This is a genomic window from Halarchaeum salinum, assembly GCF_039520965.1.
In the GTDB taxonomy this organism is placed as follows: Archaea; Halobacteriota; Halobacteria; order Halobacteriales; family Halobacteriaceae; genus Halarchaeum; species Halarchaeum salinum.
The window spans coordinates 1-11575 of record NZ_BAAABL010000075.1; the positions used below are offsets into that span (position 1 = coordinate 1).

The following is an 11575-nucleotide window of genomic DNA, read 5'->3' on the forward strand; positions in this document are numbered from 1 at the left end:
CGATCTACGTCATTTGTTTCTCGGTCCCTACGAGAGACTACCGAAATCGATCTGGGGCTAAACACGTACTAGTAGGTGATCGAGTCGATGTCGTCCGCGATGTCCTCGACGTCCGCGTTCGCGAAGTCCGCGGGGCCGTCGTATTTCTCGAAGAGGTCGGCGGTGACTTTGTTGACGCGCTCGTCTGTGCACTGCGCGGAGAGAACGACGGCGACGAGGAGCTCGAAGCGATTCGAGAAGTTCAGGGAGATTTCGGGATCGGGATACTCGCGTTCGAGGCGCTCGATGACCTCCTCGGCCTGTACCGCGCGGGTGTCGAGTGGTTCGCCCATACCGATCCGTCGGGTGCGGGCGGTTTGAGCGGTTCGACTGGCGCTCGCGTCCCACTCGTCCGCCACTATCCGGGCGGTTTATGTCCGCGCCGGCAGGCCTACGTGTATGAAGGCCACCGCGAAAGCCCATCCGATCCAGGGGCTCGTAAAGTACCACGGGATGCGCGATCACGACGCGCGCTACCCCTATCACGACAGCATCAGCGTCTGTACCGCGCCCGCGCACACGAAGACAACCGTCGCGTTCGACGAGTCGCGCGAGGCCGACGCCTACGTCATCGGCGACGAGGACGTGACGGGCCGCGGCGCGGAGCGCATCGAGAGCGTCCTCGACGAGGTCCGCGAGCGCGCCGGCATCGACACCCGGGCAAAACTCGTCAGTGAGAACGACTTCCCGACGAACATCGGCCTCGGCTCCTCCGCTTCAGGGTTCGCCGCCGCTGCCGTCGCCGCCTGCGAGGCCGCGGGGCTCGACCTCTCGCATCCCGAGATGTCCACGATCGCGCGGCGGGGCTCCGCCTCCGCGGCACGCGCCGTCACCGGCGGCTACTCCGATCTCGGCGGCGGGCTGAGCGACGCCGAGTGCCGGAGCCATCGTATCGAGGCTGCCGAGAACTTGGAGGAGGACACCCGTATCGTCATCGCCGAGGTGCCGGCGTACAAGGAGACACAAGCCGCCCACGACGAGGCAGAGGAGAGCCACATGTTCGACGCGCGCCGCGTCCACGTCGAGGATCAGCTCGCGACGATGCGCGACGCGCTCCGTGCGGGCGATCGCGAACGCGTCTTCGAGACGGCGGAACACGACTCGCTCTCGCTCGCCGCGACGACGATGACTGGGCCGGAAGGGTGGGTCTACTGGCAGCCCGAGACGCTCGCGGTCTTTGAGGCCGTGCGCGACCTCCGCGAGTCGGGGGTTCCCGCGTGGTTCTCCACCGACACGGGCGCGACCGTCTACGTGAACACCGATGCCGACCACGTCGACGACGTCGAAGAAGCGATCGCCGCGACGGGCGTCGACACGCGCGTTTGGGAGGTCGGCGGCCCCGCGCGTATCCTCGACGACGGCGCGGCGCTGTTCTAGCGGCTACTCGTCCTCGCTCTCGTCGCGACCATCATCAGCACTGTTGGTAATGACTTGCCCTTCGAACGACGGGCGGGCTTCCGCCTCGTTCGACTCCGTGTCGTCGTCACTCATCTTCGTCCTCCTCGAAGTCGCCCTTGAACACGGGCTGCCCCTCGAACGATGGGCGCTCGCGGGATTGATCCCCCGATTCGCCGTCGCTCTCCGAATCCTCGCTCGCTGTTCCGCTCATACCCCCCCGTAGGTCGTCCCCGTAGTTGAGTGTTGGCCCGACAGCCGTGGGGACCATCTCGGGGGTGGGCTGATCCGTCTCTCAACAGCTCTCGACGGTTCACCGGAGCTCGAGGACGCGGCGGACCTGCCGATGGAACCGCGTGTACCATGTGAGGACGAGATTCAGCGCGGCCGAGATGAGGAGAAGTACTCCGCCGACGTGTCCCGTTGCCGCTTGAACGGTACCCAGTGCGAGTGCTGTCATCGCATAGACGAGTAGGAGGAGCGTGAGTGTCCCGAGCGGTGCGTTTCGCGCGTTCGTCCGGAAGTTGTGCTCGATCCAGTGCGAGTAGCTCTCCACGAGCCCCTCCACGTTCTGTCGATCCGTGTAGTCGTTGTCGAGCATCGCACGGAGGTCCTTCCCGCTCATCCCTGTGCGGAGGTCCGAAGCGGTGTACGTGACCGCGGCGACGGCCGTCGAGCCGAGGAGGAGGATAATCCCCACGATCGTATAGCCGTTGACGAAATCGACGAGCACCGACGCCGCGCTCGCTTGGCTCGGTCGGGCGTTCAGGGCGATAGAGATCCCCGTCAGGATGATCCCGAGGAGAACGAGGTTCACGCGGAGGATCCGCGCTGCCTTGTTGTCGATGTCGTTGAGCGTCTGGCTCTGACTGTCGATAGTCCGCTGTGCTTCTTCACGAGCGATCTCGACGGTATCGACTGTCGGGCGCTCGGTGTCGTCTCCGCTCTCGCGCTCGCTCATCTACCGTTCACTGTACTTCCAGTCACCTATGTACCTTCGCCTGCCGGCCCGAACTACAAAGGGCCCCCTCCGCGACCGTTCGAGTATGCGCGTCGCTGTGCTCGGCGGTGGCTACGCCGGCCTGATGATCACACGCAAACTCGAAGCGCGACTCCCCCCCGGCGACGACCTCGTCCTCGTCGACGAGACGGGCGAGCACCTCATCCAGCACGAACTGCACCGGACGATACGCTACCCCGGGTTCGCCGACGACATCACCGTCCCGCTCGACGACCTCGTCACGCGGGCTACGGTTCGTGAGGCGACCGTCACCGACCTCGACCCAGAGGCAGGAACGGTCGCGCTCGCCGACGGCGACGAAATCGACTACGACGCCGGTGTCGTCGCGCTCGGCTCGCAGACCGCGGACTACGACATTCCGGGCGTCACAGCGTACGCGACGCCGCTCAAGCGCCTCGAACACGCCGCCGAACTCCGACGCGGCTTCTTCGACGACGTCGAACCGAACGGCGGTACTGTCGCTGTCGTCGGCGCGGGTCTCTCGGGTATCCAGACCGCCGGCGAGTTCGCCGAGCTCGCCGAACGCGAGGGCGTCGCCGACGATGTCGAGGTCGTCCTCGTCGAGCGCGCCGGGACGGTCGCACCCTCGTTCCCCGAGAACTTCCGCACGACGGCCCGGAACGCGCTGCGCGACCTCGGCGTCCGCCTCGAAACCGGTACCGACGTCACCGCAGTCACCGAGACCGACGTCGTCGCGGACGATCACGCTATCCCGTACGACGTGCTCGCGTGGACCGGCGGCATCCGCGGACCCGACGCGCTCGACGGCGAGCGCCAGGGTGTCCGTGCCGATCTTCGCCTCACCGATCGGACGTTCGTCGCCGGCGACGCCGCGGACGTCGTGGACGCCGACGGCGAACGCGTCCCGGCGAGCGCGCAGGCCGCCGTCCGGTCGTCGCCCGCAGTCGCGCGGAACGTCGAACGCGTCCTCGACGCCGCGCGCGCCGGCGACTCGGTCGGCCACCTCGAAAAGTGGGCGTTCGAAACGCCGGGCTGGCTCATCAGCGTCGGCGACGACGCCGTCGCCCAACTCGGTCCCGAGGTGTTCCGCGGGACGGCCGCGAACGTCATCAAGACGAGCGTCGGCCTCACCTATCTCGCCGAACACGGCTCGCTTCGCGATGCAATCGAGGTCGTCCGCGACGAACTCGGCGACGACCGGGTCCTCCCCGATCTCCCCGACCTCCGGAAGCGCGCCCCCTGATCACTCCACGGATTGCTGGGTCGTGTCGCCACTTTGGCCGGTCTCGCCCTCTGATCGTACTCCTGAGACGACGAAGCGCGCGCCGCCGGTCGCGCTCTCGGTGACGTCGACGGTCCAGCCGTGGGCGTCGGCGATCTCGGCGACGATCGAGAGTCCGAACCCCGTCCCGTTCTGCCGCGTCGTGAACCCGTCATCGAAGACGTGCGCGCGTTCGTCTTCAGGAATGCCTGGGCCGTCGTCCGCGACGTAGAAGCCGTCCCCGGTCGTGCCGACCGTGACGGTGACGCCCTCGTCGGCGGCGTGTTCCACGCTGTCCGCGGCGTCGTTCCGCGGGCCAGTGGAACTGTGTTCCACGCTGTCCGCGGCGTCGTTCCGCGGGCCAGTGGAACTGTGTTCCACGCTGTCCGCGGACTTGCTTCGCGGGCCAGTCGAGCCGTGCTCGACCGCGTTACGAAAGAGGTTCTCGAAGAGGTGCCGGAGCCGCTCGGGATCGGCCGTCACCGTATCGAGATCGTCGACGATGTCGAGCGTCGCGGCCGCGTCCTCCTCGACGGCGAGGTCCCACGACGATGCGACGAGTGCGTCGAGATCGACCGGCTCCATCTCGCCGAGGTCGTCGCCATCGCGCGCGAGGACGAGCAGGTCGTTGATGATGCGTTCCATGCGCTCGTGGGCGGCCTCGACCCGGTCGAGCGCGTCCGGATCGTCGTCCTCGCGCGCGAGATCGAGGTAGCCCTGTGCGACCGACAGCGGCGAGCGGAGGTCGTGACTGACGACGGACGTGAAGCGTTCGAGACGCTCGTTTTGCGCTTCGAGTCGCTCGGTCGTCCGTCGGCGTTCGAGTTCGTAGCTCACCCAGCGCGCCATCAGCTCAACGAACGTCCGCTCCGTGTCGTTGAACGGCTTCCCGCGGGGTTCCGATCCGGCGAAGCAGAACGTCCCGTAGAGCTCGTCGCCGACCATCACCTTCGCGCCGACGTAACACCCCAGCCCGAAGCGTTCGTACGCCGGATCGTCGCTCCACCCCTCGGCGAGCGCGTTCTGGACGGTGACGAGTTCGTCGCGTGCAATCGTCTGCTTACAGTACGCCTCCTCCAACGGACACGTCTCGCCCGGCTGTATCGGGAACCCGCCGACCGCTTCGATGACGTGCTGTCGTCCCTCGCCGATTTCCATGAGGAAGCCGTACGGGATGTCGAGATAGTCGCAGCCGAGTTCGAGCAGACGCTCGAGCTTCTCGTCGAACGACGCGTCCCCATCCGCGGTGATACGGTACATCTCTTCCAGCGCCGACTGCTCGCGTTCGAGTCGATCGCCGAGATCGACCCGATTAGTAACGTCGTGGAGCACCAAGAGATGTTCGCCGGGGACGACATTCGGCGTCGCGCCGTACTCGATGACGCGCTCCTCGCCGTCCGGACGGACGAGCGGGAACGTCCCGTGCGAAACCCCCGCATCCCGGAACGCTGCCCACGCCGCCTTGCCGTCGTAGTCGGGGGCGGCGAAGTCGCCGATGTGGTGGTCGACGAGCGCCTCGCGCGAGACCCCGAACAGCTCGCAGGCCGCCCTGTTCGCCTCGATGTACTGCCCGTCGTCGTCCGCGATCACCATGGCCTCGGCGGCCCCCTCGAACGCCGCGTGATAGCGCTCGCGCTCCGTGTCGCCCGCTTCGCGCCCCGTGACGTCCCGAAGGACGGCGACGATCCCGTCCGCCCCATCCCACGTCACCCGCCGGCCGGTCGCTTCCATCGTCATCCGGCGGCCGTCGAGGGATTCGAACGGCCGCGCGACCCGATCGCGTCGTTCCTCGCTCGACACCACGCGCTCGATGGCGTGTAGGACCGACTCCCGCTCCCCGTTCGCGACGAACGCCTCGATGGACCGGCCGACGAGGTCGGACTCGGTCGTCCCGCCGGCGGCCTCGACCGCAACCGGGTTCGCGTACGCGATCTCTCCGTCGACGACGACGACGATCGGGTCCGGCGACGCCTCCAGGATCGTCCGGCGACGCTGCTCTTCCGCACTCGAAACCCGGTGTGCGCGGACGCGCTCGACGGCGTGTACCACCTGTTGGGCGAGCAGGGCGTACTGCTCGGTGCCGCGTTCCTTGCGCAGGTAGTCCGTGACGCCCGCCGAGATCGCGCGGCTCGCCAACTCCTCGGAGCCACGCCCCGTGAACAGGATGAACGGCAGTTCGGGATCGTCGGCCCGTACCGTCTCTAGAAACCCGATCCCGTCCGTCCCCGTCATCTCGTAGTCGCTGACGATGCAATCGACGTCGCTCGTTTGGAGCGTCTCGAACGCCGCCGTGGCACTCGTTACGGCAGTCGTCTCCAGTCGCTCGTCGGCGCGTTCGAGGTGCGCCCCGACGAGCGCGGCGAGCCCCGGCTCGTCGTCAACGCAGAGTACCGAGATAGTATCCTCGCCCGTCATACCCATTCTTGGGTGTTAATACGTATAAACTTCCTCGCCGAGTCGATGGCGTTGACCACTCTTTCGGGTATCGAACGGTCAGCAGTCTTATCAGCTACGTTCCCGTACATCCGCAGGTGACGCGCTCCCGTGGCGTCTCCGAAGTCGTCGGCGTGGTCCTCCTGTTAGGGATCACGATTGCGACGGTCACCGCGACCGTCTCGATCGGTAACGCGGCCCTCCAACAGGACCAGGACCGTCTGACAGTCGAGCAGGCTGAACTCCAAGCCGGGGCGTTCCACCGCGCGGTGTCCTCGGCGACCGATGGGACAAGCGCGACGGCGCGCTTCGACGCCGCGGGTCTCCACACCGACGTCGACCCCCAGCAGGGCTGGGTCAACGTCACCGTTCGGAACACATCCAGTGGCGACATCATGTGGCGGAACGTCCCGCTTGGGACCGTCCGGTTCGCTCAGTCAGAACCCCATCTCGTCTATCAGGGCGGGGCAGTATTCCGCGTCGAGGACGGCTACGCGCTCGTTCGTGAACGCCCCGAGTTCTCCTACCGCAACGGATCGCTGGGCTTCGCGATCCGAACGATCGGCGGGAACGTGACGACGAACGGGGGAATCATCCTCCAACAGGGCAATACGACGCCCGTCTATCCGCAGGCTGGTCTCACGAATCCCGTGGAGAACACGGAAATCGAGATCACGATACACAGCCGCTACTACCGGGCGTGGGAGCGGATCTTCGAGGACGCGGGTGCGGACGCCGTCACTGATGCGGGCCGAAATACGACATCGGTAACGTTCCCGACTCGTCTGGAACCGCTTGGCGGCGCGATCACAGCGGGGACACCGACAAGCGGACTCACCCTCTCTGGAGGGATGTCTGTCGATAGCTATAATTCGTCGGATCCGAATTCGATGAACGGCAGATACAGCCGCGTCGTCTCCTCAGGTGGTGTCACACTCACTGGTGGCATTAGTGTCAATAGTGACTTGGTTTCCGGGGGCGACGTCACTATCAAGGGGGGAAGCGAACTTCAAGGAACCCTCCGTACTGCTGGGAATTTCACCTTGGAGAGCGGAACTGTCGCAGGTGACGGAAACGATAACGATAGCCGTGTTCAAGGAGATGCTTACGTCGCCCGTAACGTGACGATTAAATACGGGTCGTCCTTCGATGGTGACCTCTACTACGGTGGAAATTTGACCGAGATCGACGACAGCGTGATCGCGGATGAGAATATCCACAAACAACAGGTGAGCGCCTCTGTCGTGACACCACGTCCGATCACAGAGCATATGAGCCGGATTATTACCGATGCACGAGCGAGTAACAGCAATGATGAGACGCTTTCCATCAGCAATAACCGGCTAAACTGTACGCGGAACGTTGACGATGACGGGAATGACGCCGAGTGCAATCTCTCTCACGGAACGTATTATCTCGACGAGCTGTCTATGGGGGACGATGAAGAACTTCGGCTGAATACGACGGATGGCGATATTACGCTTGTCGTTGATGGAAACGTGTCCCTAGCTGGAGCATCAACTGCCCGTGTTCTCGGTGATGGACGTGTTAACCTTTTCACTAGTGGCGATTATTCGATGGGCGGGAGCGGGGATGTTCTCGTAGGAGATGGCTCAAGCGATTCCCCCCCTGCTACACAATTCTGGACGTACCTTTATCCGAATGCGTCGGCGCGTCTCGGCGGCGGATCGAAGTACACTGGCGTCATCTACGGGCCGGGACCGAGTGACGGATCTGGGGCACGGATCGTTCCGGGGGCGAGCGGCGGAACTGCCCACATTCACGGCGCACTCGTCGGGGACGTCCGTCTCGTTGAGGGTGGTGTCGACATCCACTACGACACCGCCCTGCAAAATTCCATTATTCTTCCCCCATCTGCAAGAAAGTCAAAGTACGCTCACATCCGACTCGACGCCGTGAACGCGAGTAGCTAAGCGTCAGTACCCGTGTCGCAGGACGACGGTGCCGTCCGCGTCTGTGACGGTGATCGTGTCGCCGTCGTTGTCCCACACCGGTTCGTTGACGTCCCAGTAGAGATCGTCCTCGTCCCACTGGCCCGACCCGGTGTGGAGGCGGACGGACGCGCCGGCGTCGAGCGTGAACGTCTTCGGGAAGTGGAACTCCCACCCCTCGGTGTCGGCGACAGTGTAGCCGCCCATGTCGAGCGCTTCAGCACCTTCGTTCGTGAACTCGACGTACTCCTTCACGAGGTGCTCGGCGTCGCCGCCTGACGGATCCACGTTCTTGTCGGTGACGGCGAGCGATGGCCCCGTCTCGGTGTTATCGAAGTCGCCGGGCTGAATCGTGTCTTTCCCACGGAACCATGTGTACGAGCCGGTCTTCCCCACGAGGAACCCGTACGCCGAGTCGAGCGAGAAGTTCGCCGACTTGCTGTTGTACTTCAAGTAGAGGTCGCCACCCCGCCGGATGTACTTCTGCGGTGACGCGCCGTTCTGTCCGGCGAGGTAGTCCCGCGACCCGAAGTAGACGGAGTAGTTACCGGGATCGGCGTCGCTCGGCTCGATCCACTCGCTCTCGTCCGCGCCCTCGGGCGGCGAGCGAATGACGACGGTGACGTCGCCCTTCTCGTACGGATCGAAGGCGTTCGGGTCATCTGACGGCATAATCTCCACGTTCGCGCGTTTGACGCTGCGCTTTTCCGCTGGCCGGATCTTCACGGGCTTCGCCGTCGAGAGGTCGACCGTGGTCGTCGTGCCGCCGTCGTCGCTCACGAAGCGCCACGCGTCGACGTTCGAGAGCGTCTTCGGTGTGACCTTGATCGTCGAACTCCCGTCGCCGACGCCCCAGAACGCGCCTCCGTCGGTCTCGCCCGCGCCCCACTGCCACTTCACCTTCGCGTTGCCACCCTCCCACTTCTCGAAGTCATCGTCGCTCCCCATCGGGTCGTCCCGGACCGCCCACTCGCCCTTCGAGCGCGAGAGCCCGGAGAACGTGAGGAAGGCCGTCCCGCCGTGGTCTGCCGTCGGGCCCCCGTGGAGGAAGACGAGCGACGAGCCCACCGGCCCGTCGTAGACGAACAGCCGCGACGCGCCGGGCTGCTTGACGAGGTCGAACGGGGGGTTCGCCGAGGACGCTTGGTAGCTGTAGAACTCCTCAATCGTCTGTCCGTCGTGCGAGAGCGGCGCGACCTCCCAGCGTAGATACCCCTGCTGGACGATGTACGAATCCGGCCGCGACCCGCTCGGTGCGTCCTGGTTCAGTACTTCGAAGAGGCCGCCGCCGCCGAGTGCGAGCGCGCCGAGTCCACCGGCACCGAGCACGTACTCGCGTCGCGACAGCGACGATGTGCCCTCACTCGGCGTCTCGTCCAGTGACGCCGGTTCGTCATCCTCGCTCATGTATCCGGGTTGCCGATCACGAGGGAAAAGGGACCTGGCCGTCCCCAGCGCGTGGCCTCGGGTTTCACAGCAGTCTTCGGGTTTCTGAATCTCCAAGAGGCGGTCGCCTCGCCGTCGCTCGGCGCTGCGACTCTCGTTGCTCGACGCAAAATCATGGGCGTTGCAGGATTTGAACCCGCGGCGTCTTGGTCCGAAGCCAAGTGCTCTGTCCAAGCTGAGCTAAACGCCCGCGCTCTTTTCTTCCAGTCGGTGGCGCTTAAGGGCATCGCCTTCGGCTCGCCGTCTCCAACCTTCTACGGAAGGGTTCGAGACTCCCGCGATTCGAGCATAGTGGTCTATGTTCGTGCCGCTATGTCCATTAAGCGAGTCTATGGGGATAAAACTGCGTGTGGAAAGGAAGTGACTATGGGAGACTCAACTAATAGAGAGACAGAGGATAGCACCTTCACAACCGCTAACAGTATCTAGCTCTCTGCTACATTCTCTGAGGGAACCCACCATAGAGCAATCTTTGATAGGATTGTAAATAGGGATATGAGAATAATAGTCGCCACTACCCCACCGATCAGTATTATGGGCATAACCTCCCCTATTTCTGCGCCCTGCATGATGGATACGGATATAGTCAGTATATAACCAACAAGAACCAATATACCTAATATTGGTGTGGAATTACCTACCTTTGACTCTATTTCCTGGAGGTATTTAATTTCTACTTCGTTATTAGACATATGTGTCCAATATGGTCCTGAAAGAGATTGTCCTTTAGCCCACGGCGGTCCATTTATATTCGTCCATGATCCCTCCTCTAAGACCCATTCTGATTCACAACTCTGGCATCGAATGAGGTTCTCAAACGGTCGGCCCATATTATCCGATTCACAGAACGGACAGGTTTGGATAAATGTGTTTTCTCCTCTAAGTAAGTCTCCAATTTTGGTGGAATCTTCTCCTACTGGGCCCTTTGCTCTCCGTCTAACCTGATTCGCTTCCCTCTTAATGGAACCCAATATATCATCCGTATTTGTCCATATTTTCTGCTTGAATAATTCATTCCTTTCCTCTCTGTTTCGTTTAATTCTCCCCTCACTCGCGTACGAATCAGATAGAAGATTATTCACCTGATCGTCTAACATATCTATATATTCCAGCACTTGTTTTATGAGATGTGTTTTATTGCTAGACTTCCCCTCAATATTTGAATAATCCTCCTTTATACTTGAGGCTTGATCACGGATTAACTCGATCTGCCTCTTCACCCCATCCCGTTCTATATCAGTTTTCTCCACGCTGGTCATAGGCGACCGCGATTTCTCTTGTCTCCCAACCTTATTGATCACCCCCTCTAAATCGGAAAATAATGATATGATCGAATTATATACCTCTAAATCTTCTCTTACTGCAACAGGATATTCCTCAACGCACTTCTCATCATATTTCTTTGTTATCCGAATCCCCCTAGACTGTTGTATCGGGGCTCGTCTATTCCCGTGTATTGCGTTATGGCACCGCTTACAGAGGCATTTGAGGTTGCTGAGGGAGTGAGAACCACCTTTCGACTTTGGAACGATGTGGTGAGCATGAAGCTCTGCATTACCCTTCGGGCCACCCCTTTGACCGCAATTCTGACAAGTGTAACCAGCCCTCTGATAGACTTTCTTCCGACGCCGATTCCAATCTGGGGGATAGCCATTAGACATTAGCCACCATGTAGATAGACTACCACTAATCTCTTTGGTACTACCTAACTCCCCTGCCTCACCCATCCCGAAACTATACTCCATCTGAAGGGTATGATATACTCGAATAGAGTGCGTTAAGAAAAAAGGCGGAAAAGTATATATTTGTAAATTAGGGATCTTCTGGTATACTACCATGAATAAGCCAAATGCCTCACTCGGGGGTATCCCTACATCCCTCATTCTCCATAGGAATCCATCAGCGTAGATATGAGGCGATTCAACGCCTTCCGAATGGTATCCATCATCTTCCTCTGAAAAACCTCTCAGAAAGCGTACTGTGGCTTAATTGAATTATATGAGGGTGTCATAGAAGAGTTCTCATGGTTTGCTGAATCAGCTCTAACGAATTGAAAGCGCCGTACAC

At 61.8% G+C, this 11575-nt stretch carries 8 protein-coding genes, 1 tRNA gene and 1 pseudogene; 3 read left to right on the forward strand and 7 right to left on the reverse strand.

What is annotated here, in order from left to right; translation table 11 throughout:
• Nucleotides 1-71: 71 nt before the first annotated feature.
• Nucleotides 72-332 (reverse strand): annotated as a pseudogene (locus ABDZ36_RS12520) (endonuclease III domain-containing protein); the annotation flags it as partial.
• Nucleotides 333-438: 106 nt separating this feature from the next.
• On the opposite strand from ABDZ36_RS12520, the gene mvaD reads away from it, so the two are divergent.
• Nucleotides 439-1416 (forward strand): phosphomevalonate decarboxylase MvaD, encoded by a 978-nt coding sequence (gene mvaD, locus ABDZ36_RS12525; RefSeq protein ID WP_211313659.1) that lies wholly within the window; start codon nucleotides 439-441, stop codon nucleotides 1414-1416.
• Nucleotides 1417-1522: 106 nt separating this feature from the next.
• Here the strand turns inward: mvaD and ABDZ36_RS12530 are convergent, their stop codons facing one another.
• Together ABDZ36_RS12530 and ABDZ36_RS12535 are read right to left on the reverse strand one after the other, a co-directional pair.
• The gene (locus tag ABDZ36_RS12530; RefSeq protein ID WP_343749339.1) at nucleotides 1523-1648 is read right to left on the reverse strand and encodes a hypothetical protein; all 126 of its coding nucleotides are present in this window, start codon (nucleotides 1646-1648) and stop codon (nucleotides 1523-1525) included.
• A 99-nt stretch (nucleotides 1649-1747) separates the two neighbouring features.
• Nucleotides 1748-2395 carry a hypothetical protein gene (locus ABDZ36_RS12535; RefSeq protein WP_211313658.1) on the reverse strand — a complete coding sequence of 216 codons (648 nt, stop codon included), beginning with the start codon at nucleotides 2393-2395 and terminating at the stop codon, nucleotides 1748-1750.
• Between the two features lie 85 nt (nucleotides 2396-2480).
• On the opposite strand from ABDZ36_RS12535, the gene ABDZ36_RS12540 reads away from it, so the two are divergent.
• The gene (locus ABDZ36_RS12540) at nucleotides 2481-3659 is read left to right on the forward strand and encodes an NAD(P)/FAD-dependent oxidoreductase (RefSeq protein ID WP_211313657.1); all 1179 of its coding nucleotides are present in this window, start codon (nucleotides 2481-2483) and stop codon (nucleotides 3657-3659) included.
• On the opposite strand, the gene ABDZ36_RS12545 is transcribed toward ABDZ36_RS12540, so the two are convergent.
• Nucleotides 3660-6092 (reverse strand): PAS domain S-box protein, encoded by a 2433-nt coding sequence (locus tag ABDZ36_RS12545; RefSeq protein WP_211313656.1) that lies wholly within the window; start codon nucleotides 6090-6092, stop codon nucleotides 3660-3662.
• Nucleotides 6093-6208: 116 nt separating this feature from the next.
• Between ABDZ36_RS12545 and ABDZ36_RS12550 the strand changes: the two genes are divergently transcribed.
• Nucleotides 6209-8044 carry a DUF7289 family protein gene (locus ABDZ36_RS12550; protein ID WP_425545317.1) on the forward strand — a complete coding sequence of 612 codons (1836 nt, stop codon included), beginning with the start codon at nucleotides 6209-6211 and terminating at the stop codon, nucleotides 8042-8044.
• Between the two features lie 3 nt (nucleotides 8045-8047).
• On the opposite strand, the gene ABDZ36_RS12555 is transcribed toward ABDZ36_RS12550, so the two are convergent.
• From ABDZ36_RS12555 to ABDZ36_RS12565, 3 genes are all read right to left on the reverse strand, one after another.
• Nucleotides 8048-9469, reverse strand: coding sequence for a lamin tail domain-containing protein (locus ABDZ36_RS12555; RefSeq protein ID WP_211313654.1), 1422 nt, complete (start codon nucleotides 9467-9469; stop codon nucleotides 8048-8050).
• 154 nt (nucleotides 9470-9623) lie between these two features.
• Nucleotides 9624-9698: transfer RNA gene (locus ABDZ36_RS12560), tRNA-Arg, on the reverse strand.
• A gap of 235 nt (nucleotides 9699-9933) precedes the next feature.
• Complete coding sequence (locus ABDZ36_RS12565) at nucleotides 9934-11253, reverse strand: HNH endonuclease (RefSeq protein ID WP_211313653.1); 1320 nt, start codon at nucleotides 11251-11253, stop codon at nucleotides 9934-9936.
• Between the last annotated feature and the right edge of the window lie 322 nt (nucleotides 11254-11575).

Excerpts from the sequence above, each read along its gene's own strand:
- ABDZ36_RS12565 (WP_211313653.1), bottom strand. The coding sequence starts at position 11,253 with ATGGAGTATAGTTTCGGGATGGGTGAGGCAGGGGAGTTAGGTAGTACC.
- ABDZ36_RS12555 (WP_211313654.1), bottom strand. The coding sequence starts at position 9,469 with ATGAGCGAGGATGACGAACCGGCGTCACTGGACGAGACGCCGAGTGAG.
- ABDZ36_RS12530 (WP_343749339.1), bottom strand. The coding sequence starts at position 1,648 with ATGAGCGGAACAGCGAGCGAGGATTCGGAGAGCGACGGCGAATCGGGG.
- ABDZ36_RS12535 (WP_211313658.1), bottom strand. The coding sequence starts at position 2,395 with ATGAGCGAGCGCGAGAGCGGAGACGACACCGAGCGCCCGACAGTCGAT.
- mvaD (WP_211313659.1), top strand. The coding sequence starts at position 439 with ATGAAGGCCACCGCGAAAGCCCATCCGATCCAGGGGCTCGTAAAGTAC.
- ABDZ36_RS12540 (WP_211313657.1), top strand. The coding sequence starts at position 2,481 with ATGCGCGTCGCTGTGCTCGGCGGTGGCTACGCCGGCCTGATGATCACA.
- ABDZ36_RS12545 (WP_211313656.1), bottom strand. The coding sequence starts at position 6,092 with ATGACGGGCGAGGATACTATCTCGGTACTCTGCGTTGACGACGAGCCG.